The sequence below is a fragment of the Streptosporangium nanhuense genome (assembly GCF_059358815.1).
The window spans coordinates 64,210-90,848 of record NZ_JCADBG010000020.1 but is presented as its reverse complement, the minus strand read 5'-3'; the positions used below and the strand labels follow the sequence as shown (position 1 = coordinate 90,848).

The 26,639-nt window shown below is 70.9% G+C and carries 22 protein-coding genes; 16 read left to right on the top strand and 6 right to left on the bottom strand.

Features of this window, described 5'->3' with window-relative positions; translation table 11 throughout:
- Nucleotides 1-328 precede the first annotated feature (328 nt).
- From AC5L38_RS32315 to AC5L38_RS32280, 8 genes are all read left to right on the top strand, one after another.
- Nucleotides 329-1,111: a dienelactone hydrolase family protein gene (locus AC5L38_RS32315; protein ID WP_495246596.1), complete on the top strand. Its 783-nt coding sequence runs from the start codon at nt 329-331 to the stop codon at nt 1,109-1,111.
- Between the two features lie 752 nt (nt 1,112-1,863).
- Complete coding sequence (locus AC5L38_RS32310) at nt 1,864-3,429, top strand: pyridoxal phosphate-dependent decarboxylase family protein (RefSeq protein ID WP_495246595.1); 1,566 nt, start codon at nt 1,864-1,866, stop codon at nt 3,427-3,429.
- Entirely contained in the window at nt 3,426-4,967 is a 1,542-nt protein-coding gene (locus AC5L38_RS32305; RefSeq protein ID WP_495246594.1) for a phenylacetate--CoA ligase family protein, read from the top strand. Before AC5L38_RS32310 ends, AC5L38_RS32305 begins: the two co-directional genes overlap by 4 nt.
- Before the next feature lie 48 nt (nt 4,968-5,015).
- Nucleotides 5,016-5,468: a DUF8788 domain-containing protein gene (locus tag AC5L38_RS32300; RefSeq protein ID WP_495246593.1), complete on the top strand. Its 453-nt coding sequence runs from the start codon at nt 5,016-5,018 to the stop codon at nt 5,466-5,468.
- Nucleotides 5,469-5,493: 25 nt separating this feature from the next.
- Nucleotides 5,494-6,279 (top strand): hypothetical protein, encoded by a 786-nt coding sequence (locus AC5L38_RS32295; protein ID WP_495246592.1) that lies wholly within the window; start codon nt 5,494-5,496, stop codon nt 6,277-6,279.
- Between the two features lie 34 nt (nt 6,280-6,313).
- Nucleotides 6,314-6,775 (top strand): DUF8788 domain-containing protein, encoded by a 462-nt coding sequence (locus tag AC5L38_RS32290; RefSeq protein ID WP_495246591.1) that lies wholly within the window; start codon nt 6,314-6,316, stop codon nt 6,773-6,775.
- On the top strand, nt 6,772-7,320 hold the full coding sequence (locus AC5L38_RS32285) for a DUF8788 domain-containing protein (protein WP_495246590.1): 549 nt from the start codon (nt 6,772-6,774) through the stop codon (nt 7,318-7,320). Before AC5L38_RS32290 ends, AC5L38_RS32285 begins: the two co-directional genes overlap by 4 nt.
- A 358-nt stretch (nt 7,321-7,678) precedes the next feature.
- Nucleotides 7,679-8,431: an MBL fold metallo-hydrolase gene (locus AC5L38_RS32280; protein WP_495246589.1), complete on the top strand. Its 753-nt coding sequence runs from the start codon at nt 7,679-7,681 to the stop codon at nt 8,429-8,431.
- A 150-nt stretch (nt 8,432-8,581) separates the two neighbouring features.
- On the opposite strand, the gene AC5L38_RS32275 is transcribed toward AC5L38_RS32280, so the two are convergent.
- Nucleotides 8,582-9,463 (bottom strand): helix-turn-helix domain-containing protein, encoded by an 882-nt coding sequence (locus tag AC5L38_RS32275; RefSeq protein WP_495246588.1) that lies wholly within the window; start codon nt 9,461-9,463, stop codon nt 8,582-8,584.
- Nucleotides 9,464-9,491: 28 nt separating this feature from the next.
- Nucleotides 9,492-10,880 carry a sensor histidine kinase gene (locus tag AC5L38_RS32270; RefSeq protein ID WP_495246587.1) on the bottom strand — a complete coding sequence of 463 codons (1,389 nt, stop codon included), beginning with the start codon at nt 10,878-10,880 and terminating at the stop codon, nt 9,492-9,494.
- A gap of 475 nt (nt 10,881-11,355) precedes the next feature.
- Between AC5L38_RS32270 and AC5L38_RS32265 the strand changes: the two genes are divergently transcribed.
- From AC5L38_RS32265 to AC5L38_RS32245, 5 genes are all read left to right on the top strand, one after another.
- Entirely contained in the window at nt 11,356-12,279 is a 924-nt protein-coding gene (locus AC5L38_RS32265; protein ID WP_495246586.1) for a helix-turn-helix transcriptional regulator, read from the top strand.
- A gap of 35 nt (nt 12,280-12,314) precedes the next feature.
- Nucleotides 12,315-13,637, top strand: coding sequence for a sensor histidine kinase (locus AC5L38_RS32260; protein WP_495246585.1), 1,323 nt, complete (start codon nt 12,315-12,317; stop codon nt 13,635-13,637).
- A gap of 138 nt (nt 13,638-13,775) precedes the next feature.
- Nucleotides 13,776-14,594, top strand: a complete 819-nt coding sequence (locus tag AC5L38_RS32255; protein ID WP_495246584.1) for a helix-turn-helix transcriptional regulator — start codon at nt 13,776-13,778, stop codon at nt 14,592-14,594.
- Nucleotides 14,595-14,720: 126 nt separating this feature from the next.
- Nucleotides 14,721-15,206 carry a hypothetical protein gene (locus AC5L38_RS32250; RefSeq protein ID WP_495246583.1) on the top strand — a complete coding sequence of 162 codons (486 nt, stop codon included), beginning with the start codon at nt 14,721-14,723 and terminating at the stop codon, nt 15,204-15,206.
- Nucleotides 15,200-15,511 carry a transcriptional regulator gene (locus AC5L38_RS32245; protein ID WP_495246582.1) on the top strand — a complete coding sequence of 104 codons (312 nt, stop codon included), beginning with the start codon at nt 15,200-15,202 and terminating at the stop codon, nt 15,509-15,511. The genes AC5L38_RS32250 and AC5L38_RS32245 overlap by 7 nt, the downstream gene beginning before the upstream one ends.
- Before the next feature lie 96 nt (nt 15,512-15,607).
- On the opposite strand, the gene AC5L38_RS32240 is transcribed toward AC5L38_RS32245, so the two are convergent.
- The 4 genes from AC5L38_RS32240 to AC5L38_RS32225 form a co-directional block, all read right to left on the bottom strand.
- A complete protein-coding gene (locus AC5L38_RS32240) occupies nt 15,608-16,432 on the bottom strand; it encodes an alpha/beta fold hydrolase (protein WP_495246581.1) in 825 nt (274 codons plus the stop codon).
- Nucleotides 16,429-17,343 carry a carbohydrate ABC transporter permease gene (locus tag AC5L38_RS32235; RefSeq protein ID WP_495246671.1) on the bottom strand — a complete coding sequence of 305 codons (915 nt, stop codon included), beginning with the start codon at nt 17,341-17,343 and terminating at the stop codon, nt 16,429-16,431. The genes AC5L38_RS32240 and AC5L38_RS32235 overlap by 4 nt, the downstream gene beginning before the upstream one ends.
- A gap of 5 nt (nt 17,344-17,348) precedes the next feature.
- The gene (locus tag AC5L38_RS32230) at nt 17,349-18,314 is read right to left on the bottom strand and encodes a carbohydrate ABC transporter permease (RefSeq protein WP_495246580.1); all 966 of its coding nucleotides are present in this window, start codon (nt 18,312-18,314) and stop codon (nt 17,349-17,351) included.
- A gap of 351 nt (nt 18,315-18,665) precedes the next feature.
- Nucleotides 18,666-19,964 carry an ABC transporter substrate-binding protein gene (locus tag AC5L38_RS32225; RefSeq protein WP_495246579.1) on the bottom strand — a complete coding sequence of 433 codons (1,299 nt, stop codon included), beginning with the start codon at nt 19,962-19,964 and terminating at the stop codon, nt 18,666-18,668.
- Nucleotides 19,965-20,812: 848 nt separating this feature from the next.
- Here AC5L38_RS32225 and AC5L38_RS32220 point away from each other — a divergent pair.
- From AC5L38_RS32220 to AC5L38_RS32210, 3 genes are all read left to right on the top strand, one after another.
- The gene (locus AC5L38_RS32220; RefSeq protein WP_495246578.1) at nt 20,813-21,841 is read left to right on the top strand and encodes a LacI family DNA-binding transcriptional regulator; all 1,029 of its coding nucleotides are present in this window, start codon (nt 20,813-20,815) and stop codon (nt 21,839-21,841) included.
- A 481-nt stretch (nt 21,842-22,322) separates the two neighbouring features.
- Entirely contained in the window at nt 22,323-24,932 is a 2,610-nt protein-coding gene (locus tag AC5L38_RS32215) for a glycoside hydrolase family 2 protein (protein WP_495246577.1), read from the top strand.
- A gap of 131 nt (nt 24,933-25,063) precedes the next feature.
- Nucleotides 25,064-26,533 carry a glycosyl hydrolase gene (locus AC5L38_RS32210; protein ID WP_495246576.1) on the top strand — a complete coding sequence of 490 codons (1,470 nt, stop codon included), beginning with the start codon at nt 25,064-25,066 and terminating at the stop codon, nt 26,531-26,533.
- Nucleotides 26,534-26,639 lie beyond the last annotated feature (106 nt).

Genomic DNA, 26,639 nt, shown 5'->3' with positions numbered 1-26,639 from the left:
CGACGCACCGTGGCGTGACCCTCCGGCTCGGCTCGGCGCGACGCGGTGCCCGGCCGCGACCTCGTCAGGGACGACGCCCAGGCGCTCGGCCGTCAGGCGGCGGAGGAAGCCGGGCGGAGGAAGCCGGGCGGGAAGGGGCGGCCCTGGTCGTGCAACCCGAATCCCGTGATATGTCCGGCCATCCGTGTGATAACTTCGTCGGCGCCGTGCGGTGGTACGACTGGAGGAGGTGAGACCGATCAACGCTGTGATGACGGGTCGGGGCTCCCTCCTTCGCATGGTCTAGGGAGCGCCCGCACAAGGCACCCCCGAAAGGCTCTGAAACGCCATGCGCTTCAGCTTGACCTCCGAGACGTCGACCGACGGTCTCACCGAACATTCCTTCACCCTGGGCGAGATCACCGGCGTGCTGTTCACGCCGCGAGATGCCACCGGCCCCCGCCCGCTGATCCTGATGGGACACGGCGGCGGCCAGCACAAGAAGGCTCCCGGCGTCCTGGCCGGCGCGCACAGGTTCGCCGCCGAGGGGGGTTTCGCCGTCGCCGCGATCGATGCCCCCAACCACGGCGACCGGCCGAAGGACGAACGGTTCATCCGGTTCGCGGCTGACATGCGGGCCCGTATGGCCGCCGGCGAGGATCCGGCCGGGCTGGTCGCGGGCATGCACGACCTGCTGGCCGACCGGGCCGTCGCCGACTGGCAGGCCGTTCTGACCGCGGTCCAGGAGCTCGACCAGGTGGGCGCCGGCCCGGCCGGCTACTGGGGCGTGTCGATGGGCTGCGGGCTCGGCGTGCCGCTGCTCGCCGCCGACTCCCGGATCCGCGCCGCGGTGCTGGGCCTGCTCGGCGTGAACGGGCTGGCCGAGTCCGCCGCCCGGGTCACCGTGCCGGTCCGGTTCCTGCTCCAGTGGGACGACACGCGGGTGCCCAGGGACCAGGCCCTGGCGCTGTTCGGCGCCCTGGGGTCCACGGACAAGACGCTGCACGCCAACCCCGGCGACCACGGGGGAGTCCCCGCGTTCGAGACCGACGACGCGCTGCGCTTCTTCGCCCGGCACCTGGAATCCCGGCACCTCGAATCCCAGCACCTCGGATCCCGGCACCTCGGGTAGGGCCGCCGCCTCATGACCGGCGACGCGCCACCCGCCGGCCGTCCCGGGCACGAGCGCGCCTGAGAACGTCCCCGGGCCACCTCCGGTGGTCCGGGGACGGCGGGGCCGCCGGGGAGTCACGGGAAGCCGGGGCAGACCGCGCCCCTTCCCGGTGGGCAAATGCCGAGTCGAATTCTAATTCCCGACAAAAACACATAAGACCCGAAACGGCGGAGACTTGCCGAGCGCCTTCCCGTCCCGATCGTCACGGGCGGGTCTCCGTGGCCGGAATCTGCCACTCCACCTGCATCCGAGGTCTTGCGCCCTTCCCGGCATTAATGGTTAGGTCGCTTACATGACGGGCGTGCCAGCGTATAAGGCGGGTGAAATTAAGGTCGAATCAATCGTGATTCGCCCGCCACGGATCTCCTCCGGATCCTGATCGTCGCCGGATTGGCGATAAATGCTTCAGTAAGAGCATGAGCAGGGGCGGCGAGGCCCTCTCGTTTCATCTTCCACTGTTACCGATAGACATTCCTCCCCGAAGTTGGACCGTTCCAAGCGGCGGGAACGGCCCGGCGACGGCACGAATGCAGCCTCGTGTCCCCGTATGCCGGGGGTCTTTTTCTCGCTCGGCGCACCACCTCAGATCGAGAATTTATTAGCGAGAACCCTCATGTGATCGACCAGGAGTTCAATTCGTCATGCTCGAATTCCTGGCCAGGTGCGAGCACATGGGTGTTCTCGACGCCGGATCGTTTGGAGCCTCCTCCGTGACGAGTTCGCTTTCCGATGTCCAGAGTCCCTTTCCAGAGCCGACGGGCTTCCGGTCACTCACGCCGGGCCTCACCGCGGCCTTCGACCCCGAGCATTTCCACGACGGTGCCGTGGGCATCGTCAGCCGCCTGACGACGTATCTGGGCGACCGGTCGGTCCGGGGGCTCGACCTCCTCGACCCGGCGGTGCTGCTGAAGACCGCGCGGGGGCTGATGACCCCGGAACGGCAGCGCATCGCCGACTTCGACCCCGACCGGGTGAACCAGATCGTCGACCTGTACACCGGGACCGGCATCCCGGTCTACTCGCCCGGCTACATGGGGCGGCAGTTCTCCGGCGTGGTGCCGCTGGCCAGCCTCATCGACCTGGTCGGCTCGGTGGTCAACCAGCCCTCCTCCTTCTACGAGGCCGGGCAGCTCCCCAACGTCGCCGAACGGCTCATGGCCGAGGAGCTCAACCGGTTCATCGGCTGGGACCGCGACCGGTTCGCCATGCTGACGACCTCGGGGGGCTCCCTGGCCAACCTGACCGCGCTGCTGGCCGCCCGCAACCGGGCCTTCCCGCAGATATGGACGCGCGGCGCCGGCGGCGTGCCGGACCTCCCGGCCATCGCGGTCAGCGAGGACGTCCACTACAGCGTGACCCGGGCGGCCGGGGTGCTCGGCATCGGGGAACGGCAGATCGTCCGGCTCCCGGTCGACCGGGCCGGGCGGATCCGCCCCGACCTGGCCGGTCCGGTGCTGGACGAGGCGCGGCGGCGCGGCCTGCGGCCGTTCTGCCTGGTGGCCTCGGCCGGGACCACCTCGATGGGCGCCTTCGACCCGCTGGAGGAGCTCGCGGCCGTGGCACGCCGGTACGACCTCTGGCTCCACGTGGACGGGGCGCACGGGGCGAGCCTGCTGCTGTCGGACCGCCACCGCGACAGGCTGCGCGGCATCGAGCAGGCCGACTCGCTGACCTGGGACGCCCACAAGATGCTGTTCATGCCGGCGCCGTGCACGCTGCTCTTCTACCGCGACGGCACGGCGGCGCGCGGCGCGTTCCGGCAGCGCGCCAGCTACGTCTTCGACGAGGAACCGGACGTCTACAGCGCCTACGACAGCGCGGACAAGAACTTCGAGTGCACGAAACGCCCGATGATCATGCCGCTCTGGACGGTCTGGTCGGTCTACGGCCCGGCGCTGTTCGCGCAGAAGATCGACCGGCTGTGCGCGGTGACCCGGCAGGCGCACCGGATGCTCGCCGCCGAGCCGGACTTCGCCGTGGCGCACGAGCCGGAGTCCAACATCCTGTGCTTCCGGTACCAGCCGGAGGGCCTGGAACCGGCGAACACGCACCGGCTGCAGCTGGAGATCCGTAACCGGATCCGGGGCGGCGGGCGCTTCTTCATCTCCAAGGTCGACATCGACGGGGTGGCGGCACTGCGGGTGGTGGTGATGAACCACCTGATCGACACCGACCACCTGGCCATGCTCATCGCCGAGATCAGGGACATCGGGCAACGGGTGCTGCGCGCGAGCGCCGCGGCCCGGCACGACCAGCGAAACGGGAGTCATTCATGACCATGACGGGTTTGGACATCGCCACCTCGGCGGAACTGGCGGAACGACTGATCTCCGAGGAGGAGCTGCGGCCCCGCTCGGTGGACGAGGTCGTCAGGTTGCCGTCGTTCGCCGGGAAACTGGAGGAGTGCGGGCGGCTCACCGAGGTCCCCTACTGCCAGGCCCCGCTCGACCTGCAGAACGCGCTGGTGTTCCGCCGGCTCCAGCAGCTCGTCGGCATCGCCCTGCTCAACCCGCTGTGGCGCGAGCGGCTGCACTACTTCGGGATCCACGACCTCCCCGCCGACATGTCCGAGTGGGAGAAGATTCCCCTGTCGGACAAGACCGTGCAGCGGGACATGTTCATGGGCGCGCGGGCCGGGATGGTCGTGCCGCTCGACCGCGGCGGGTTCGAGGTGGTGGCCAGCGGCGGCACCGGTGACGGCATGCCCCTGGAGATCGTGTACTCCCTGCGGGAGCTGCGCGACACCTACCGCATCGCCGGGGCGTTCATGGGCGCCTACCAGCTCGGCCGCTACCTGCGCGGCCCCGCGCCGCGCTGGCTGTTCACCACCCTGGCCGACTACCAGATGTGGAGCAGCGGGACCATGGTCGGCGGCGTCCTGTCCCACGTCCCCGAGGTCAACTACATCGGCGCGGGGCCGGTGAGCGCGCCGGTGCTGGAGCACATGTTCTCCTACCCGGGCCACAAGGCGCTGATGGGCATCACCGCCGGCATCGCGCTCCTGCCCGAGCTGGGCGCGGGCCTGTCCCCGCACGCCAGGGCGAGCTTCCGGGTCGCCATGTACGGCAGCGGCTCCCTGCCGCAGCGCAAGCGCGACGAGCTGCAGGCGTTCTTCCCCAACGTGTCGATCCTCAGCTACTTCGCCGCGACCCAGGCCGAGTGCGTCGGGCTCCAGCTCGACCACGCCTCGCCCGCCCTCTCCGCCGTGCCGGGGCTGCACCTGGTGGAGATCGTGGACGAGCACGGCCGTGCCGTCGCCGAGGGGGAGGAGGGCGAGCTGGTCGTCACCCGGCTGCACGCCGACGAGACGCCGCTGCTCCGGCTCAAGCTCGGCGACCGGATGGTCCGCCGCCCCGCCCTGAACGGGTCCGGGCTGCGCACCGAGCGGTTCGAGTTCGCCGGGCGCACCGCCGACGTGCTGCACCTCAACGACAGCCAGTACTCGGCGACGCTGGCCTACGCGGCCCTGCGCGGGCGGCTGCGCTCGACGACCGGCGTCGACCTGGACCTGGTCGCGCACGAGGTCCAGTTCCACAACCACCGCGAGGAGCGGGCCCTGACCCTGCTGGTGGCGGTGGACGACGCCGAGGGCACGGCCGCGGCCGTCGAGCACGCCCTCGGCCCGAGCGGGACGCGGCAGCTGTTCACCCAGTCGCTGCCGAGCTCCCTGTCGCTCTTCAACGACCGGGAGGCGAACGCGGCGGCCATCGAGCAGACCGGATACGAGTTCCGGCTGGTGTTCGTGCCCCGTTCCTCGCCGCAGATCGAGCGGACCGCCGTCGGCAAGACGCCGCTGGTCAGGGACCGGGGCTGAGCACGCGGTGGCCCGCACGCCCGAAAGACATCCGACAAGGGAGGATCAGTGAAACCCAGGATCAGCATCGTCGTGATGGTCGACGCCGTGGGGGCGTTGTCCGATCGGACGCTGCACAACGGCAACATCTCGCTGGTCGACGACAGCCCGGCGGGCAGCAAGCACCAGGGGACCCCCGACCTCGTCACGGCGGTGACGCCGGGACAGGTCGTCCAGTGGACGCCCATCCATGTGGACGTGCAGACCCCGGTCGAGATCCAGGCGATCGAGTTCCTGTCCGGTGCGCCCGTCTCGGCCCCGGCCGGTCAGACCGCGCACGGGACGGCGGTCGACGCCGTGGCCTCCAACGGGTTCGAGAACCACGACCTCCTGGTGTGGGAGGGCATCGTGCCCTACGACATGGTTCCCGGTGTCCCCTACCGGTACCGGCTCTCCGTCAGGCTCCACGAAGGACCCAACAGCGTGCTGCACATCGACTCGCCCGCGCTGCTGCGCGTGTGAGCCACGTTCTGCGAAAGGCGGTTCCATGGCCCAGCAACACGGGATCATCGTGCTCTTCGACGTCGAGAACGCGCTGCGGACTCGATCGCTCGACGGCAACACGTACTGGTTCGACAACATGAAGTTGTTCGGCTCGGCCGGGGTCGGCACCGAGCAGCTGGTGACGATCGTGCCCGGCACCCACTTCCTCGACGGGACGCAGGCGACCGAGCAGGTGCTGAACTGGCTGCCCGCGGCGCTGGGGTCGATCCCCCCGACGGTGCCGCGCAACTACCTGGCCGAGCAGGAACGCGCCGACGACCGGCGCACGCTGAACGAGCTGGCCTCGCTCGGCGGCGACGGCGACGGCGTGAACGACGCCGACCTCAAGCGGCTGCAGCGGCGGGTCGGCAAGCGCGCCCGCAAGCCGAGCGGCGGGCGCGGCCTCACCGCGGCCAAGCTGCTGGACGTCACCGGCAAGACCACGAGCGGCGCCGGCGCGTACAACTACCCGGCTCCGGTGATCACCGACATCACCGGCGAGGCCGTCACCGAGAAGATCATGTATCCGGCCCAGTACGGATCGCCCGACATGATCTACGACGGCTGGTACTGGGCGGCGACCGTCGACACGAGCCGGCCCGGCGTCTACTCGTACACCATGCAGATCCAGCTGCACGAGCTGGTCGAGCGGAACGACGAGCTGGTCTGGGAGTCCGTGGAGATGACCTGCAAGTCCAGTCTCAAGATCATCAATGACCCGAAGCGGAACGGGTTCACCGGTGCCGGAGTGGGCGCGCTTCCCCTCCCGGCCGTCCCGGCCGCCCGCTGACCCGACCCGGAGCTTTCCCGAGTGGAGGAACCGCATGCCCCCCAGGAGCAAGCAACCCGAACGCCGGCCCGCCCGGCCCGTGACGATCACCGCGGTGGTCGATCCCGTGGCCGCGCTGGCGTCGGAGAACCTGGACGAGAACATCTACTTCTACGACACCAACAAGGCCGCGGGGTCCACCGGTTTCGGCACCCCCGAGCTGCACAGCCGGGTGCGCAAGGGTGACACCCTGCTGTGGAACGTGATCCCGCTGGAGTGCGAGACCTATGTGTCCCTCAGCGACATCGAGATCGACCCGCGGATCGCCGAGCCCACCCAGAAGGTCTACCCCGGCACCGACATCGTGTTCTGGACCGCCGAGGTCAAGCAGGATCTCACCGAGCCGGTCCCGTACCGCCTCTCGTTCCTGCTCGGCACCGTCAGCACACCGTTCAGTCCCACCGCCCGGCCGGCCCTGGCCGGTGCCGCCGACGAGGCAAAGAAGGAAGGCCGATGACCCAGGCGTACGCGGCCGCGGACTTCACCGATCGCGGCCAGCTCAACTCCGTCCAGCTGAACGTGGTGACCCTCGTCGACATGGAGAGGGCCGCCGCGACGCAGTCCCTCGAAGGCTGCCTCTACATGATGGACAACAGCGTCGGCGGGGTCGGGCAGGGCAGCGACCACCTGGAGACCATCTGCAAGCAGGGGCAGGTGATCAACTGGATCATCCGCCCGATCGACATGCACCGCGGCGCGGACGGCACCTGGCCCCCGATGCCGAAGATCAACAACATCGTCTTCCTCGACATCGAGAAGGGGGACGAGGACGACGTCGCCGAACGCCGGATCATGACCGAGCTCAAGGTCTACGGCGCCCCCGACCGGATGCGCGACAAGTACACCGCCGTCTACTACTACTGGGCCGGGGCGGTGATGAGCGAGGCCCGCCCGGGGCTCTACCGCTACCGGTTCGTCCTGGAGCTGGAGAAGGAGCACGGCACCGACAAGCTGTATCTGAACTCGGCCCGCTATCCCGCCCTGCGGGTGCTGCCCGTCTGACGGCCCCCGGGGCCGCGAGCGCGGTGAGGTGAAGGTGGAGGTCATGGTCGCCGCCGGGCGGCCATGACCGGCCGGACGCGCGCCCCGATCCCGGTTCTGTGGTCCCGGGACGGCCGTCATCGGGACGGGCGTCATCGGGACGGGCGTCATCGGGACGGGCGTCATCGGGACGGGCGGAGCCGGGAGCACCGCCGGTCACGGGGCCGCACGGGTCCGGTATATCCGGGACACGCGGGAGCCTGGCGGCCTTCCGGGCAGGTCAGGGCGCCGGCGGTATGCTCGGCCGAAGATCGTCCCGCGGTCCGTCCGGTCGGCGTGACCCGGACGACGCCCGACCGCGCAGCGAACGGAGCCGCCCATGACGACCACCGTCACCGTGATCGGCGGCCCGACGGCCCTGCTGGAACTCGGCGGGCTGCGCATCCTCACCGATCCGACCTTCGACCCGCCGGGAGACTACCCCGCCGGGCCGCTCACGCTCACCAAGACCGTCGGCCCGGCCCTGTCCCCCGCCGACGTCGGCCGGGTGGACCTCGTGCTGCTCAGCCACGACCAGCACCCCGACAATCTCGACAGGCTGGGGCGCCGGACGATGGCCGCCGCGCCGCTGACCCTGAGCACGTTCGAGGCGGCCGCGCGCACCGGGGCCACCCCGATGCACCCCTGGCAGTACCACGACGTCGGCCGGGTCCGCGTCACCGCCGTTCCCGCCCTGCACGGCCCGCCGGGATGCGAGCCCATCGTCGGCCAGGTCATCGGCTTCGTGCTCACCGGCGACGGGTTGCCCACCGTCTACGTCAGCGGGGACAACGCCTCGCTGGGGTGCGTGCAGCTCATCGCCGCGCGGTTCCCGGCCGTCGACGTCGCGCTGCTGTTCGGCGGCGCCGTCCGCACGCCCATGATCGAGGATCGGCTCACCCTGAACGCCGCCGAGATGACGATGGCCGCGCGCCTGCTGAACGCCCGGCACGTCGTGCCGCTCCATGTCGAGGGCTGGAGCCACTTCACCGAGGGGCAGGCGGACGTGCTCGCCGCCTTCTCCGAGGCCGGTCTCGACCACCTGCTCACCTCCCCCATTCCGGGGCGGCCGCTCCTGCTGATGCCTGTCTGACAAACGATCATCCCGGCCGCGGCCGGACGATCGTTCACGGTGTGACGAGGTGAACCGATCGGCGAGGCCCGGCGGGAGGTCGTGGAGCGAGCCGGGCGGGGGGCCGGTGTCCGCGGGGGTGTCGCGTCCGGGGCTGACCCGGGTGTTCCGTCACAGCCGGACCCGCGGCCGGGCCGAAGACCGTACCGTCCCCGCCGTGCTCTGCCGGGCGCCCGCGACCGTGCCAGCGAGTTCCCGCAGCGCCCGTTCGGAGTCGCTCCCCGGTTCGGCCGCCAGGGCGACGAACTTCTGGCCGGTGCCGCCGACGGACAGCACCTCCCAGGAAAGGGTGAGGTCGCCCAGTGTCGGGTGGCGCAACTCCTTGGCCTCGTTGCCGCGCGTCTGCACCTCGTGGCGGGCCCAGATGTTCCGGAACTCCTCGCTGTGGAGGGTGAGCTCCTCCACCAGACCGTGCAGGTACGGGTCGTCGGGGTCTGCTGCCACGGCGGAGCGTAGCTGCGCCGTCTTGGCGCGGGCGGCTTTCTCCCAGTCGGGGTAGAAATCGGCCGCTCGCGGATCGAGGTAGATCATGCGCAGGCAGTTGTCGATGTTGGTCATGCCCTCGTACAGGGCCCTGATCATCGGATTGACGGCCAGGATGTCCAGACGCCGGCCGATCACCATCGCGGGGGCGTCCGGGCAGAGGCGGATGAGCCGGAGCAGGCTGGGACTGACCCGCTCCACGGCACCTGTCTCTACCTGGGGACGAGTCCAGGGGTGGGCGAGCGAGTAGAGGTAGCCGGTGGCGTCGGGCTCCAGGCGCAGCACCCGTGCCAGGGCGCTCAGCACCTGGGGAGAGGGGTTGCGCTCGCGTCCCTGCTCCAGCCGGATGTAGTAGGAGGCGCTGACGCCGGAGAGCAGGGCGACCTCCTCGCGCCGCAGCCCCGGGGTGCGAGAGGAGGGGGAGTGCAGGAAGCCCACCTGTGCTGGACTGGTGGCCTCTCGCCGGGCGCGCAGGAACTCGCCGAGCAGGTTGCGTTTACCGTTGTCCATTTAATCACTATATGTCCGTATTGCCTGATCAGCTCAACGTGACACTTCTTCGGCTGTCGGTCGCGGTTCTTTCGGCGGGACTGTCGCCTTTCGCGGAATGGCCCGGTCGCCTTTCCTCGGACCGCTTCGGGGTGCCGGTGATATGTGCCGATTCGTACGGGAAGACGGCCGGGGGGTCGAGGTGCGGGACGCGCAGGACGAAGCGGGTGCCCTTGGGGGAGTCCTCAAGGGTGAGGCTGCCGTGGTGCCGGCGGGCGATGTCGCGGGTGATGGCCAGGCCGAGGCCGCTGCCGCCGCTGTCGAGGCGGCGGGCGTCCTCGAGGCGGGTGAAGTGTTCGAAGACGCGCCGGCGGTCGCCGGGGGGAATGCCGGGGCCGTCGTCGGTGACGGCGATGACGGCCTGGCCGCCGGCGGTGGTGAGGGTGAGGTCGACCGCGGTGCTCGCGTGCCGGCGGGCGTTGCTGAGCAGGTTGGCGAGGGCGCGGACGACCTGGATGCGCGACCCGCAGACCCACACGTCGCCCTGGACGTGCAGCCGGACCGGGATGCTCCGGGGCACGCCGCCGGGCCCGTTCGCACGCGCGCCGGCCGGTCCGCGGGCGTGAGTGCCGCCGGATCCGGCGGCGGAGGCGCCGTTCGCCCGGCGGGCGTGAGCGGTGTGCTCCGCGTCGACGGTGGCGGCGTCGCGGAGGCCGGTGCGGGTGCGCGTCCCGTTCGTACGGGCGGCTTCCTGGGTGAGGAGATCGGTGAGATCGATGAGCTCGTGCCCGGGGGCGGCGACGGCGGCGTCCGTGCGGGCCTGGGCGAGCAGGTCGTTGACGATCGTGTCGAGGCGGTCGGCGATGTTCAGGGCCGTGCGCAGGGTGCGGAGGGGATCGGTGTCCTCGGGGTGGGCGAGGGCGTCCTCGAGTTCGGCGCGCAACCCGGTGATCGGGTTGCGCAGCTCGTGGGAGGTGGTGGCGACGAAGTGGCGCTGCCGGGCGAAGGCCTCGTCGAGGCGGGCGAGGGTCTGGTTGGTGGTGCGGGCCAGCTCGGCGATCTCGTCGTCTCCCGGCGGGACCCGCATGCGGCGGCCGAGGTCGTTCGCGGTGACCCTGCCGAGCTCGGCGCGGATGGCCTGGACGGGACGCAGCGCGCGGCCCAGGGCCCACCAGGTGGCCACGCCCGTGCCGGCGGCCGAGATCAGGACGAGGGCGGCCGCGAGGTATTCGAGCCTGTGCGCCCGGAGCAGGCCGGAAACGCCCGGCCCGGCCATCGGATCGGCCTGGGTGTAGGCGTCGGAACCCAGGATGTGGCGGACGCACAGGCAGGCGCTCGCGCTGAGCGCGGCCAGGACGATCAGCACCAGCAGGGACATGGCCGCGGTGCAACGCCCGCGGATGGATCGGGGACGGCGGATGACGGGGATGATGGTCATGTTCTCTCCGGCGGGACGTGGGCCTGCGGTTGGCGAGGCGCGGACGGGTGATCGCGTTCGGGGCGCCGCGGCGGCGAGGCCACCCGGGATCGCGGAGGTGTGCCGGAGGAGGTCGCCGGGTCCGGCGCGCAGGGCGAGAACGTGGTGGCCGGGTGGGCGCTCGTCCTCCCCGGCCGTACGGGGAGGCCGGTGTTCCCGGCCGGGAGGGAGGTGAGTACCTCGGGCCGGCGGAGGAGATCGCCGAGATGCCTGCTGCTGTTCATGCCGTCACCATAGGCCGGGGTCGCTCACCCAGACTGGCCGTGGCACTCCCACGCACCCGCCACCCGGAAGGGCAGGTCACGGGGCTGCGGGCGGGCCGGCGCCCTCTGCCGGGAGGGGGCGCCCGCCCTGTCCGGCGGGTCGCTTTCCTCAAGGGTTTGACTGGTACTGATACAACCAGGCAAATCAGACAAATCGGATATATGCTTCCTCGATGGCCAGTGAAAGCCCGCTTGGCGAGTTTCTTCGCGCCCGGCGCGCGGTCACCACTCCCGCCCAGGTCGGACTGCCGGACACCGGACTCCGCCGGACGCCCGGTCTGCGACGGGAGGAGGTCGCGATGCTGGCCGACGTCAGCACCGACTACTACATTCGTCTGGAGCAGGGACGCGAACGCCACCCGTCGGACCAGGTGATCGGCGCCCTGGCGGAGGTGTTCGGCCTCGGCGCGGACGCCATGGCGCACCTGTACGCGCTGGCGCGCACGGACACGCCGGTCCACCGGGGGCCGCGCGCGCCGGCGGCCGCCACGGCGCGGGTCAGCCCGCACCTGGTCCGGCTGATGCACACCTGGCAGACGCCGGCCTTCGTGATGAGCCGGTGCATGGACGTGCTGGCCATCAACCCGCTGGCCACGACCTTCTACGGGTGGGGGCTGCGCTCGGGGCTGAGGGTGGGCGGCAACATACTCAGCGCGATCTTCCTTGACGTCGCCGCGCGGAAGTTCTACCCCGACTGGGAGGCCGCCGCGCACGCCGCGGTCGCCGACCTGCGCGCCACCGCCGGGAGGGACCTCGACGACCCCCGCCTGGCCGAGCTGGTCGGAGAGCTGTCCGATCGCAGCGGCGACTTCCGCCGCATGTGGGCCCGGTACGACGTGCAGACCGAGGTCGGCCGTGTCATCCGCTTCCGCCATGACCTTGTCGGGGAGCTGAGGCTCGACTACGACATGTTCTCCGTCGCCGAGGCGCCCGGCCAGCGACTGGTCACCATCCAGGCCGCCCCCGGCAGCCCCTCCGCGCACGCGCTCGCCGTGCTCTGCCGGCAGGCCCGCGAACACGATCCCGCCTCCGGCCGTCCCGCGCGGTGTTCCGGCGTGGAAGACGAGCGTCCGGCCCTCGGGGGGGCGCCGTGCTGAGCCGGCGTCCGCTCTCGTTCCGGACTCGCAGGACGGTGGCGACCGCCGTCCTCGCGGCATGTGTGTGCGTCGGCTGCGGCCTGCTCTTCCTGATGTTCGCCCATGGCAGGGAGGTGGATCTCTCCCAGGCCCGCGTCACGGACGCCTGGAACCGGGTGGTCCCTCTCATCCGGCAGGGCCCGCTCCCGTCCGTCCTGTACAGGGGTGAGGTCGAGGCGATCCAGGTGCTGGACGTCCGCGGCCGGGTGGCCGCGTCCACCCCGGAACTCGTCGGCAGGCCGCCGATCGCCACCTTCCGGGCCGATGACCGGAACGTGCGCACCACCCGGGTGCTGTGCCCGCCGCGCGGGCCGGCGGGCTGCGTGACCGTCACCTCCTACAAGGTCTACCAGCCGCAGGGGGTCTGGCTGCTCTACGTGGCGGTCCCGGAGGTGCCCTGGTACGGCACGACCACGGACCTCCTGCTGGTCGTGGGCGTGTCCCTGGTCGTGACCACCATGATGACCGCGTGGTCCTTCCGCGACCTCACCAAGGTCATGGCGCCGGTGAACGCCATCCGGGCCGAACTCGGGGAGATCACCTACACCGCCCTCGATCGGCGGGTCCCGGTTCCCACGCACTACCAGGAGATCAGGCTCCTGGCGGAAACCGTGAACGACACCCTGGACCGCCTAGAGAGCGCCTACACCCGGCTGCGGCGCTTCACCGCGGACGCCTCGCACGAGCTGCGCACCCCCGTCACCGCGATGCGCGCCCACCTGGAGGAGGCGCTGCTGTACCCGCATGACACCGACTGGCCCGAGATGACCCGCGCCGTGCTCGCCGGGGTGGACCTGCTCCAGATGACCGCGGCCGACCTGCTGATCCTGGCCCACCTGGACGCGCGCCCGCCCCTGCGTCACGATCCGACCGATCTGTGCCTGCTGGTCCGCGCCGAACTGAACCGCAGGACGGGCCGAAACAAGATCACCGAGAACCTGCCGGAGAGCGCCCATGTCAGGTGCGACCGGCTGCGGATCACCCGGCTGCTGTGCAACCTGCTCGACAACGCCGAACGCCACGCCGCCTCGCGGATCGTGGTGAGCGTCCGCGTCGAAGGGGCGTCGGTGATCATGGAGATCGCCGACGACGGCGCCGGGATCCCCGCCGAACACCGGGACATGGTCTTCGACCGCTTCACCCGGCTGGACGCCGCGCGCGATCGGGGCGCGGGAGGGACCGGGCTGGGACTGGCGATCGCGAGGGAGATCGCCGAGGCCCACGAGGGCGCGCTGACCATCGAGGACAGCGAGCGGGGCGCGTGCTTCGTCCTGCGCCTTCCCGCGTACGACGCCTGCCCGTCCGTCCGGACGGGGTGAACCGTCTCCCGGACGTGCCGGCGCGCGGCGACGGGCCTCGGGGGCGATCGCGCCGCCCGTCGACGGGAGACGGCGGGGCCTGGGCGGGGCGACTGTCCGGTCTCCTTGAATTCATATTTCCGACATACGGTGATTTATATGGATGAAATTCGTCTGCTGGGCGACTTCCTTCGTGAACGGCGTGAGGCCGCCTCTCCTCGTCAGGCGGGGCTGCTGGACTCCGGTTCCCGGCGGGAGCCGGGGCTGCGCCGTGACGAGGTGGCGATGCTGGCCGGTGTCGGCACCGATTTCTACGTCCGGCTGGAGGAGGGGCGCGAGCGGCATCCGTCGGGACGGGTGCTCGACACGCTGGCCCGGGTGCTCGCCCTCGAACCGGACGCCTCCCGGCACCTGCACGACCTGGCGCGGCGGTGTTCGATCCGGTACGGCGGCGGCATGGAAAGGGCCGGCCCCGGGCTCGTCGCCCTGATCCGGAGCTGGCCCGCCACCCCCGCGCTCGTGTGCGGGCGCTTTCTGGACGTGCTCGCGACGAACCAGCTGGGCGTCGTGCTGTACGACGGCCTGGACTACCGCGACAACCTGCTGCGCATGATCTTCCTCGACCCCGCCGCGCGGACCTTCTACCTCGACTGGGAGCGGCTGGCCATGGCGCGGGTCGCGTGGCTGCGCGTCGCGGCCGCGGCCGACCTGGAGCACCCCTACCTCGTCGAGCTCGTCGGCGAGTTGTCGCTGAAGAGCGAGGAGTTCCGCCGGCTCTGGGCCCGTCCGGACGTCGGGGACCTGACGTGCACGCCCCAGGGCATCCGGCACTCCATGGTGGGCGACCTGAACGTGACCGGTACCGCCTACGACGTCGGCCAGGCCTCCGGGCAGCGGCTCCTTCTTCTGCGGGCCGACCCCGGCAGCCCCTCGGAGGAATCCCTCGCCTTCCTGGGCGGCCTCGACACGAGCCCGTGAAGCCCCGCCGCCTGCGCCCTCGCCCGGCACGTTCCCGGCGGGAGGCCGTTCTGGCCGATCCCGGAAAGTACTTGACGGTTCGGAAAGGAGAAAGTACTTTCCAGATAGGAAACCGAAGGAGCCGGTATGGACATCACCCCCGAAGAGGCCGCGCGGACGCTGGACCAGGTTCGCGAGACGCAGCGCAGGGTCCTGCGCGCCGCACCGCCGATGTTCCCCGCCTGGTATCCGGTGGCGGTCTGGACCTTCGTCACCGGCATCCAGTTCGCCACCGAGATCCCGCCCACCTGGTGGCTCCTGATCGCCGTGCCGGCCCTGACGGCCGGTCTCGTCCTCGCCGTCCTCAAGTTCGTGAGAGACGTCAAGAACGCGAAGCTGCGCCCGCACTCCTCGGTGGTGGACCCGTTGGCGTGGGTCGGCTTCACCGCCTGGATGGTCGTCACCGGTCTCGCGTCCATTCCGCTGGCCCTGTGGTTCACCGGAGAGGGCCTCGCCTACCCGCGTACCCTCATGGGCGTGATCATGACCGCGATCGTGGCGATCACCTCACCTTTGGTGGCCCGGTGGATGTCCGGGCGGACCGCGAGGCGGGCGGAGACGGCGAAGTGGTGACGCCGAGGCTCGACCCGGCGATCCACGCGCCGACCCGGCTGCAGATCGTCTCGCTGCTGGCCGCCGCCGACGAGGCCGAGTTCGCCTTCGTCCGCGACAATCTGGGCGTCAGCGACTCGGTGCTGTCCAAGCACGCGAGCGCCCTGGAGACGGCCGGTTACGTGAACATCCGCAAGGGACACGTCGGCAAGCGCCCGAGGACGTGGTTCAGCCTCACCCGCGAGGGGCGCGCGGCCTACACCGCCCACGTCGCCGGGCTCCAGGCCATCGTCGCCCAGTCCGGCCTCTCGGTCCTTCCCAAATGAGGCGTGACCTCCGCCTGCCGTCCCGGTGATCGTCTCCGCCGCGCAGGGGACGGGAGACCCCCGCGTCGCGCGGCCCCGGGCCGCCGGACGTTCCGCCTATCTCGGCCGCCGCGAGCGTACGACGTCCAGGAAGGCGTGTACCGCGCGCAGGTACGCGCCGGCGGTGTCGCGGCGGACGTTGTGCCCGGCGCCGGGCACGCGGACCGCCGTCACGGTGCCGGCCGCCGCCTCCCGGAACGCGTCCGCGTCGGCGTCGGTGACCATTCCGCCGCGGTCGGCGTCGCCGTACAGGAGCAGCGTGTCGCAGCGCACGTCCGGCGCCAGGTCGTGGAGGGGGTCGAGGGAGGTGACGTCCCGCTCGCAGTAGCGCGGGTCGATCCGCTCCTTGCTGAGGGCCCACGGCGTCAGCTCCGCCTCGCTCCAGGCGGGGTCGTGCTCGCGGGCGTACGCGACGCGCCCGGCGAGATCGAGGGCGCGCAGATCGGCGAGCCAGGCCGGGACACCGCGCGGCCGGCCGCCCATCCCGTGCGGCGGCGGGTCCTCCAGGACCAGCGCGGCCACCAGCTCCGGCCGGGTGGCCGCCAGCGTGACGGCGGTGAGCGCGCCCATGGAGTGCCCGATGACGACGACCGGCTCGGTGACGCCGAGGTCGTCGAGGACGAGCGCCTGGTCGGCGGCGTGCTGCCGTGGCCCGACGGGCCCGTCGGGAAGGCCGGAGCCGCCGTGCCCGCGCGCGTCGGTGGCGACGATGCCGCCGACGCCGCCGACGCCGCCGGCCAGCGCGGGGACGACCGGCTCCCAGCAGGTGGCGGAGTCGGTGAAACCGTGCAGGAGCAGCAGCGCGGGAGGGACATCGGTGTCGCCGTGGTGGCGCCACGCGATGTGCGCGGTGCGCCGGTCGCTCACCGCCGGAGGGGTCATTTGGTGGCTCCCGAGACGAGACCGCTGTAGATGAACCGCTGCAGGGCCAGGAAGACGATCAGGCTCGGCAGGATGACGAGCGCGGCGCCCGCGGAGATGACCTCCCAGTGCGCCCCGTACGGCCCCTTGAACCGGAACAGCGACGTCGAGATCGTACCGAGTCCCTCGGAGGGCATGTACAGGAACGGGATGTAGAAGTCGTTGTAGATCGCGACGCCCTTCACGATGACCACGGTGGCGATCGCCGGGCGCAGCAGCGGCATGATGACGCGCCAGTAGATGGTGAGCGACGTCGCGCCGTCCAGCCTGGCCGCCTCGTCCAGGGACATCGGGATCGACCGGATGAACTGCAGGAAGATGTAGATGGAGACGATGTCGGTTCCCATGTAGAGGAGGATCGGAGCCCAGTGCGTGTCCATCACCCCCAGGTTGTTCACGACCTGGTAGGTGGCCACCTGCGTCGTCACGCCGGGGACGAGGGCGGCGACCAGGAAGAGGGCCATCACGACCTTCTTGAACCGGAACTGGAAGCGGTCGACCGCGTAGGCGGTCATCGAGCCGACGAAGACCGTTCCGAGAAGCGAGAAGAACAGGATGAAGGAGGTGTTCCACATCGCCTGCGGCATCTGACCGTCGGTGAAGGCGATGCGGTAGTTGTCCAGGTTGAACCAGTTTCCGGGAGCGGCGAGCGGGTTCTCGCTGGCGGCCATCTCCCCGGCGGTCCGCAGCGAGGTGAGGAGGATCGCCGCCAGCGGCACGACCACCACCGCGCAGGCCAGGACCAGTGACAGGTACATGAGAAGGCGCGCCGCCGCCCCGCGTACGGGAGAGTCACGGCGGCCACCGCGCGGGGGAGTGCCACGGCGGCGGCCGTGCGCGGCGGCTCCGGTGGCTCCGGTGGGGCCGGTCATCGTCCTCACGACTGTTCCACCCTCTCGTCGGGAACCAGCAGACGCTGGAGCCAGGTCACCAGCAGGACGATCGCCAGGAGCACGACCGCGGCCGCTGACGCGAGGCCGACCTTGTTGAAGTTGAAGGCGAGCTTGATCGTCTGGATGACGAACGTCTCGCTGTTGTTGGAACCCCCGGTCATGATGAAGGGGATCTCGAAGACCGACAGGGCACCGGAGATCGCCAGGATGGCGCTCAGGCTGATGATGGGCTTGATGCTGGGCGCGATGACGAACCTGAACTGCTGCCATCGGCTCGCGCCGTCGAGCGAGGCCGCCTCGTACAACTGCGGGGGTATCGACTGGATGGCGCCGATGAACAGCACCAGGTTCAGGCCCATGAAGCGCCACACCGAGACGCCGGCCAGCGAGGTGTTGACCAGGTCGGGATCACCGAGCCACAGGCGCGGCTCCACCCCGAACGCGCCCAGCACGGTGTCCAGGGTGCCGCCGGGCTGGAAGAAGTAGAGGAAGACGAAGCCGATGGCCACGCCGTTGACGAGGTAGGGGAAGAAGAGGATCCCCTTGAAGAGGTTCCGCAGCCGTATGTCGAAGCTCAGGATGGTGGCGAAGTACAGCGCCACGACCATCTGGACCGCGGAGCCCGCCAGATAGAACAGGCTGACGGTGAGGACCTGGAAGAACCGGGGCCTGGTGAACAGGTCGACGTAGTTGTCGGCCCCCACGAAGTTCCTGACCGGGCTGAGGCCGTCCCAGTCGGTGAGGCTGTAGACGAACATGTCCACGACGGGGACGTACGTGAACAGCACCAGCAGCGCCAGGGGGGCCAGCAGGTACGGCCAGGGGGTGTACCACCGTCGCGAACCGGCCGCGCGCGGCCTCCGGGCGGACGGCCGGCGCCGGTGGTGAGGGGGCGCGGCCTGCGGTTCCTGGTGCGGGACGCCGAGCCCCGCGACACGGAATGCGGACATCTGTTCCTTCTCTCGGAGAGGCTCCGCGTGTCGAGCCGGTGCCGCCTCTCGTCGTTCGGCGGGTGCGCGCGCGGGGAGGGACGCCGTTTCCTCCCGCGAAGGCGGGGAGGGGGCGTCCCTCCTCATGCGGGCGGAGGGGTTTCGTCTCTTCCCACGCGGGCGGGGGCGTCGCCTCTCATGCGGGCGGGGGTGCGGAGGAGGGGTGTCGCCTCTCCTCGTGCGGGCGGGGGAGGCGTGCGCGGAGGAGAGCCGCCGCCTCCTCTCGCGCGGTGGGGCCGCGCGGGCGAGGGGCGTCCGCCTGGGTGACGGCCGCCCCGTGCCCGGTGCCCGGCCGGTGTCGGCCGAGCGTCGTCAGCCGACCGTCGCCTGGGCGTCGGCCCACTTCTTGTTGAGGTCGGCGAAGACGCCGCCGAGGTCACCCTCGGCCGCCCCGCGGGCGACGTCGACGATGCGCTGGCGGTACTCCTGGGCGTTCAGGCCGATCTCCGAGGCCTTGTCGATGTCGTTGACCAGGGCGTTCTTCGCGAAGCCCATGTGGACGAACTTGACCTTGGCCTCCTGGAAGGGCTGGAGGCTCTCCGGCAGCGGCGAACCCTTGACCGACGAGATCGACAGGGCCTTCCGGGCGTCCCCGGACGAGTTGACGAACCACTCGATCCAGGCGCGGGCCGCTTCCTTGGCCTGGCTGTTGACGTTGACCGCGTACTGGTAGTCGGGCCGGACCACGCTGCAGAAGGTGCCGTCGACCTGGGCGGGAAACGGCATGAAGCCGATGTCGTCGGGATCACCGCCGGCCTTGCGCGCCGCCTCCTTCATCTGCACCACGGCCCAGGAGCCGAGCCACATCGTCGCCACCTTGCCGGTGCCGATCAGGTTCTTGGAGTTCTCCCAGTTGGTGGTGTTCGGGTCCTCCTCGGAGAGCTTGTTCCTGACGATGTCGTGCAGCAGCGTGTCGACGACGTTCAGGTCCTGGCCGGGCGCCCACGGCTCCTTGGTCTCGGCGAGTTTGTCGTTGGCGGCCGGGTCGCAGCTCGGCGAGCCGAGCGCGTTGCCCCAGTTGGTCAGCGGCCATCCGTCGTGGTAGTTGGTGTAGTACGGCGTCGCGTCCGTCTTCTCCTTGATCGCCTTCAACGCGTCGACGAACTCCTGGGGCGTCTTCGGCCAGCCGGTGACGCCGGCCCGCTCCCACACGGCCCTGTTGTAGACGAAGCCGTTGGCGGTGCCGATGTTGGCGATGCCGTAGACCTGGCCGCCGACCGTGGCCCGGTCGGTGAAGTCGTACTTCCCGGACAGCTCCGAGGCCGGGCCGAGGGGGGAGAAGAACGACGGGTACTGGCTGAGCGGCACCGAGTTGGGGATCAGCAGGACGTCCCCGTAGTTCTCGCTGTTCATGCGGATCTTCACGTCGCCCTCGTAGTCGGTGAGTCCCTGGAACCTCACCGTCACGTTGGGATAGACCTTCTTGAACTCCGCGGCGTACTTCTCCGTCGTGCCGTCCTGCACCTGGTCGGTACGGTTCGTCAGCACCGTGATCGTGCCGGTCACCTTGGCCGGGTCGTTCGGAACGGCCGCCACGCCCGCCTTCTCGCCGTCGCCTCCCCCGCCGCAGGCGGTGAGGCCGAGCACCAGGGCGACCCCGGCCGCTACCACGCGTGTTCCTCGCACGTCGTACCACTTCCTCGTTTTGAGCTGCGGCGCCGCGCTGCGTCGGCGCAGCGACGGGTACCTCGTCGTGGCCTGGCGGCTGATGGCTGCTTAACCTAGACGCAACATTTCACGGTGTCCATAGAACGGTCTAGTGTTACTTTTGCGTGACCAGAGGAGGTGTCGAGGTTGATGGCACTAAAATTTGACTCAACGTGCAGCGGTCGACTCACTGATAACAGCTGACATACACCCTGTTTAGTGGTCATTTGCTGACATCGCGCCTTTAGTCGGGCGAGTGGCGTAAAGGCCGGACGAACACCTCTGGTCGGGTCGAATCGGGCTTCGACGAGACGCGGGCGGGCAACGCCCGTCGACCGTCCGCCCGCCCCGGCGCCTTGGCCGCGCGTCCGGGCCGGTCGGCGGGGGGCCGCCGGGGGTCCGGCGGCGGTGACTCGGCGGTGGTCCGGGGTGGTCAGGGGTGGTCCGGCGGGGTCGGGTGGCGGGACGGTGCTTGCCGGTGCGACGTCCGCCACCTCCGGCCATGCCCAACCCTTTTATCAATCGTTGTAGTACGGTATGTGGGTATCCCCGGAGGTGAGGGCGCCCTGCTCACGCTGCCGGCGGGTAAGGGGGCTCACTCCGGCGGCGAGCGGGTCCGGCCCACTCGATCCACTCGCTTCGCCGGTGAACACGCCGTCCCGGGGCCCGCACGCCTTGCGGTGCCCGCCGGGGGCGAGCCGCCCGTCTCGGCGGGGGCCGCCCGTGACGCGACGGCCGGGCCGGACGCGCTCCCCGCGGCCAGGGCCGGGCGGATGGACCGTTACAGAAGGGGGATGTGCCAGGTGAGGCAGATGGACGCGACGGACAAGGGGCGCAAGGCGACGATCAAGGATGTCGCGGCGCGGGCGGGTGTGTCCCCCTCGGCCGTGTCGATCGCGCTGCACGACAAGCCCGGGGTGTCCGCCTCGACCAAGGAGCGCATCCTCCAGGCCGCCAGCGAACTCGGCTGGAGGCCGAACCAGGCGGCGGCGTCGCTGTCCGGGCACAACGTGCACACCGTGGGCCTGGTGATCGCCCGTCCGGCCCGGATGCTGGGACTGGAACCGTTCTACATGGAGTTCATCTCCGGCATCGAGAGCGTGCTGGTCCGTCGTTCGTGCTCGCTCCTGCTGCGGCTGATCGAGGCCGACGAGGAGATCCAGGTGCACCGGGAGTGGTGGCAGGGCGGTCGCGTCAACGGCAGCATCCTGGTCGACCTGCGGGTGGACGACCCGCGCGTCCCCGCCCTGGCCGAGATCGGCCTGCCGGCCGTCGTGGTGGGACACCCGAGCCTCGCGGGCCCGTTCGCGTCCGTGTGGACCGACGACGCGGCCGCGATCGTGGAGGCGGTGCGCTATCTCGCCGCCCTGGGGCACCGCCGCATCGACCGGGTCAGCGGCCCTGCCGAGCTCGGGCACAGCGTCATCCGCACCGACGCCTTCACCGCGGTGACGCGGGAGATGGGCCTGGAGGCCCGCACCGCCGTGGCGGACTTCTCCTCCGACCAGGGCAGCCGCGCGTGCCGCAACCTCCTGCTCGCTCCCGACCGGCCCACCGCGATCATCTTCGACAACGACATCATGGCCGTGGCGGCTCTCGGTGTCGCCGCCGAGTTCGGGCTCTCGGTGCCCGAGGACCTCTCGCTGCTGGCCTGGGACGACTCCCAGCTGTGCCAGCTCACCCGGCCGACCCTCTCGGCCATGCAGCACGACGTGTTCTCCTTCGGGGCGGAGGTCACGCACGCCCTCTTCCGCGTCATCAACGGGGAGGGGCACGTCTCCCACCCCGCCCAGTCCCCGAGCCTGATCCCGAGGGCGTCGACCGCCCCGCCGCGCCGCTGACGGCGGGGCCCGGACGTGCCGGCCCGGCGGGGGAGCCCCGCCGGGCCGTTCCCGTTCCCGTGCCCGCGCGGACGCGGATCGAAGGTTTCGGCTTCGCTGCTAAACGCACTAGTGAAAAGGATGAACGCGAGCTCCCCCGAGTGCGTCCGAGGCGCGGCCGGGCCGCCGGGCACAGAGGGCGACGGTGGCGTGAGCCGGGCTTCGTGATCGTTCCCCTTTCGTCCGGCACCTCCTGCGGCGACTATGGCATGCCTTCTGAGCAGGTGTTTTATCGCCTCGCCGTCCGAGGGTGCCGTGCCGTCCCGGGGGCGGGCGGTCCCGCGAAGGGGGGTGATGGTCCACGGGGTTCATCTGAACGGACTTACTAAAACGGTCTAGACAGGGGTCGGGTGAATGGTTACGTTGATCCGAGAATCGTCGCGGTTGGTCGAACACCGCTTCGTCTGTCCTGATATGTCCTTCATTGAGCAAGGAGCACCGGTTGAAGCAGAGCACGCCCCTCACCTCGGGGTGGACCCTCCGTCTGGCCGAGGGCGCGGCTCCCGAGGACCTCGGCCGCCTCCGGCGGCAGGCGGTGTCGGCCAAGATGTCGGCCAAGGTGCCCGCCGAGATGTCGGCCGAGGTGCCCGTTGAGGTGCCCGCCGAGGTTCCAGGCTGTGTCCACATGGACCTGCTGGCCGCGGGGCTGATCGACGACCCGTACCTGGACCGCAACGAGCTCGACGTCGCCTGGGTCGGCCGGGCGGACTGGCGCTACGAGACCACGCTGCCCGCCGCGCCCGAGGGGTTCGAGCGTACCGACCTGGTCTTCGAAGGGCTCGACACGGTCGCGACCGTCACGCTGGACGGTGCCGAGCTGGGCACCACCCGGAACATGCACCGCTCGTACCGGTTCGACGTGACCGGCCGCGGCGACCATGGGGGGAGCGATGACGGCGGCCGGGTCCTGTCGGTCCTTTTCACGTCGGCCTACACCGAGGCGGAGAGGGTGCGCGAGCTCGTGGGCGCCCGGCCCAACGCCTACCCCGAGCCCTTCAACTACATCCGCAAGATGGCGAGCAGCTTCGGCTGGGACTGGGGCCCCACCCTGGTCACCGCCGGGATCTGGCGGCCGGTCCGGCTGGAGAGCTGGAGCACCGCGCGGCTGGCGGGCGTACGGCCGCTGGTGACGGTCACGGACACGGACACGGACGCGACCGGCAGGGTCGAGGCCCACGTCGACCTGGAACGGACCGCCACCGGCGCGACCAGGGACCTGGTCGTCACCGTCGAGGTGGCGGGCCATGTGGCGCGGGCGGAGATCGAGCCCGGCCAGGTCCACGCGGTCGTCGTGCTGGAGGTGCCCGACCCGGAGCGGTGGTGGCCGCGCGGGTACGGGGACCAGCGGCTGTACGCCTGCCGCGTCACCCTGGCCGACGCGGGAACGGGTGCGGAACTCGACCGCTGGGAGCAACGGATCGGGTTCCGCGCGGTCACCCTGCAGTACGCCCCCGACGAGCACGGCACCTCCTTCACGCTCGTCGTCAACGGCGAGCCGGTGTTCGCCCGGGGCGTCAACTGGATCCCCGACGACGCCCTTCCCGCACGCGTCACCCCCGGGAGATACCGGCACCGCCTCACCCAGGCCAAGGACGCGGGAGTCAACCTGGTCAGGGTGTGGGGCGGCGGGATCTACGAGGACCGCGCCTTCTACGAGGCCTGCGACGAGCTGGGGCTGCTGGTCTGGCAGGACTTCCTGTTCGCCTGCGCGGCCTACCCCGAGGAACGGCCGCTGCGCGGCGAGGTCGAGGCCGAGGCCCGCGAGAACGTCGCCCGCCTGGCCCCGCACCCCAGCCTGGTGCTGTGGAACGGCAACAACGAGAACCTGTGGGGCTTTCGCGACTGGAAGTGGGAGGCGGAGCTGGCCGGTGACAGCTGGGGCGAGGGCTACTACCTCGGCCTGCTGCCCCGGGTGGTCGCCGAGCTCGACCCCACCCGTCCCTACAGTGCGGGCAGCCCGTGGTCGGGCTCGTGGGACCACCACCCCAACGACCCGGCGCACGGGCCGTCCCACTTCTGGGAGGTGTGGAACCGCCGCGACTACACCGACTACCTGAACGACGTGCCCCGTTTCGCCGCCGAGTTCGGCTGGCAGGCACCACCGGCCTACACCACCCTGCGCGACGCCGTCACCGACGAGCCGCTCGGCCCGCGCTCACCCGGGATGCTCCACCACCAGAAGGCCGAGGACGGCAACGGCAAGCTCGACCGGGGCCTGGCCCGCCACTTCGGCGCTCCGGCGACCTTCGACGACTGGCACTACCTCACCCAGGTGAACCAGGCCCGCGCCATCGCCACCGGCGTCGCCCACTGGCGGTCGCACTGGCCGATCTGCGCCGGGACGGTCGTGTGGCAGCTCAACGACTGCTGGCCGGTCACCTCGTGGGCCGCGATCGACGGCGCCGGCCGTCCCAAGCCGCTCTACCACGAGCTGCGCCGGCTGTACGCCGACCGGCTGGTGAGCTTCCAGGTCCGGGACGGGGAACGGGTGCTGGTCGTCGACAACCAGTCCGCCGCGCAGTGGGACGGGTTCGCGGGCGCGCGAAGGATGACGGCCGGCGGGGTCGTCCTGGCGGAGGAGACCCTGCCGTTCACCGTGCCACCGCGATCGGTGGCGCTGCTGCCGCTCTCGGCAGAGGTGGCCACGTTCGAGGACGGGCACCGGGAGCTGCTCGTCGCCGACGTCGAGGGGCTGCGGGACGTCGTCCTGGGCTGCGAGGACCGTGACTTCGCCTACCCGGCGGCCGAGCTCGCGATCGACGTCGAGCCGCGCGCCGGCGGATTCGACCTGGTGATCACCGCGCGCACGTTCGTCCGCGACCTGCTCCTCCAGGCCGACCGGGTCGCCCCGGGGGCGAGCGCCGACCGGGGCCTGGTCACCCTGCTCCCGGGGGAGAGGTGCGTCGTCGGTGTGACCGGGGTCGACGCCTCCGAGGTGGATCTCGCGTCGGTACGGGCGGCGTTGTTCACGGTCAACGCCGCGCAGACGCCCGCGCAGGCGTCCGCGCAGACGCTCATGCAGGCGCCCGCGCGGGAGGCCGCCCGGCCGTGACGGCATGACCCGGCCGTGGTGGCACGGCCCGGCCGGGCCCGGTGAGCCGGTGGGCGTTCGCCACCCCATGACGGCCCCGACGGGCCGTCCCTCAGTCCTCGGGGGACACGTCACAGAAGAGGAGAAAAGAAGTGCGTCTCACCTCACCGCGGCGTCCCGACGGCCCGTCCGGCCGTCCGCGCGCCGCCGCTCACCGCCCCGCGGGCAGGGCACGACGCCGGGTCCAGGCCGGCCTCGTCGCCCTCCTGACGACGCTGGGCCTGGCGGTCGCGGGATCCCCGCCGGCCCAGGCGTTCCCCGCGTCGTCCAGGCAGGCCGTCATCGACTACCTGACCTCCGTCACCGGCAGGAACGTCGTCTCCGGGCAGCACAACAAGGAGCCGGCGAGCAGCCCCGGCCAGTACACCCAGCAGGTCAGGGACGTCACCGGCCAGTACCCGGGCCTGTGGGGCGGGGACCTGATGTTCCGTCCCGAAGACGTCGCCAACCGCCAGCGCGTGATCGACCAGGCCAAGACCGAATGGGCCAACGGCTCCCTCGTGGCCCTCAGCTGGCACGTCTGCACGCCGACCGGCGGCAGCACCTGCCAGTTCGACGGCGGTGTGAAGACGCAGATCTCCGCCGACCAGTTCAACCAGATCGTCACCAACGGCAGCGCGCTGAACAACGCCTGGAAGCGGCGCCTGGACGAGGTCGTGCCCTACCTCCAGCAGCTGAAGGACGCCGGCGTCCCGGCCCTGTTCCGCCCGCTGCACGAGATGAACGAGTCCTGGAACTGGTGGGGCAACCGTCCCGGCCCCAACGGCGGCGCCCGCCTCTACCAGATCACCCGCGACTACCTGGTCGGCAAGGGGCTCACCAACCTGGTCTGGGTGTGGAACGTCCAGGACAACCCCGCCGGCAACTGGGCCGCCTACTACCCCGGCTCCCAGTACGTCGACGTCGTCTCCCTGGACGTCTGGTACAAGAACCACCCCAGCCAGAGCGACTACCAGCAGATCCAGAACATCGCCGGCTCCAAGCCGATCGCGCTGGCGGAGATGGGGAAGATGCCCAACGCCGCCCTGCTCGACGGCCAGACGCGCTGGAGCTACTTCATGCTCTGGTCGGAGCAGCTGCGCGGCAACAACAGCAACGCCGAGATCCAGAACGCCTACTACCACCCGCGCGTCCTGAACCAGGGCGAGTTCACCGTCTCCGGCGGCGGCACGCCGGCGCGGACGGGCCCGATCAGGGGCGTGGGCGGCAAGTGCGTGGACGCCGCGGCGGCGAGCTCGGCCAACGGCACCGCGGTCCAGCTGTGGGACTGCAACGGCGGTACCGCCCAGAACTGGACGGTCGGCACCGACGGGACGGTGCGCGTACTGGGCAAGTGCATGGACGCCACCGGCTCCGGCACCGCCAACGGCACGAGGATCCAGCTGTGGGACTGCAACGGCTCCACCGCCCAGCAGTGGCAGGCCACCTCCGCCTCCCAGCTGCGCAATCCCGTGTCCGGCCGTTGCCTCGACGCGCCCGGAGGCACCGCCACCAACGGCAACCGGCTGCAGATCTGGGACTGCAACGCCAACGCCTGGCAGAAGTGGACCCTCCCCGCCTGACGTCCGGGTACGAGCCCGGGGTCACAGCCGGGTAGGAGCCCGGGTCACCTCGGCGGCCCGGCCGCTGCCCTCCCTGAGTGGGTGCCGGCCGGGCCGCGCCATCCGT

Bases quoted from the DNA above. Each gene is read 5' to 3' on its own strand.
- AC5L38_RS32255 (WP_495246584.1), top strand. From the start codon at position 13,776: ATGGATGAAATTCGTCTGCTGGGCGACTTCCTTCGTGAACGGCGTGAG.
- AC5L38_RS32220 (WP_495246578.1), top strand. From the start codon at position 20,813: ATGGACGCGACGGACAAGGGGCGCAAGGCGACGATCAAGGATGTCGCG.
- AC5L38_RS32275 (WP_495246588.1), bottom strand. From the start codon at position 9,463: ATGGACAACGGTAAACGCAACCTGCTCGGCGAGTTCCTGCGCGCCCGG.
- AC5L38_RS32285 (WP_495246590.1), top strand. From the start codon at position 6,772: ATGACCCAGGCGTACGCGGCCGCGGACTTCACCGATCGCGGCCAGCTC.
- AC5L38_RS32305 (WP_495246594.1), top strand. From the start codon at position 3,426: ATGACCATGACGGGTTTGGACATCGCCACCTCGGCGGAACTGGCGGAA.
- AC5L38_RS32240 (WP_495246581.1), bottom strand. From the start codon at position 16,432: ATGACCCCTCCGGCGGTGAGCGACCGGCGCACCGCGCACATCGCGTGG.
- AC5L38_RS32290 (WP_495246591.1), top strand. From the start codon at position 6,314: ATGCCCCCCAGGAGCAAGCAACCCGAACGCCGGCCCGCCCGGCCCGTG.
- AC5L38_RS32235 (WP_495246671.1), bottom strand. From the start codon at position 17,343: ATGACCGGCCCCACCGGAGCCACCGGAGCCGCCGCGCACGGCCGCCGC.
- AC5L38_RS32280 (WP_495246589.1), top strand. From the start codon at position 7,679: ATGACGACCACCGTCACCGTGATCGGCGGCCCGACGGCCCTGCTGGAA.
- AC5L38_RS32265 (WP_495246586.1), top strand. From the start codon at position 11,356: ATGGCCAGTGAAAGCCCGCTTGGCGAGTTTCTTCGCGCCCGGCGCGCG.
- AC5L38_RS32250 (WP_495246583.1), top strand. From the start codon at position 14,721: ATGGACATCACCCCCGAAGAGGCCGCGCGGACGCTGGACCAGGTTCGC.
- AC5L38_RS32295 (WP_495246592.1), top strand. From the start codon at position 5,494: ATGGCCCAGCAACACGGGATCATCGTGCTCTTCGACGTCGAGAACGCG.
- AC5L38_RS32270 (WP_495246587.1), bottom strand. From the start codon at position 10,880: ATGACCATCATCCCCGTCATCCGCCGTCCCCGATCCATCCGCGGGCGT.
- AC5L38_RS32230 (WP_495246580.1), bottom strand. From the start codon at position 18,314: ATGTCCGCATTCCGTGTCGCGGGGCTCGGCGTCCCGCACCAGGAACCG.
- AC5L38_RS32315 (WP_495246596.1), top strand. From the start codon at position 329: ATGCGCTTCAGCTTGACCTCCGAGACGTCGACCGACGGTCTCACCGAA.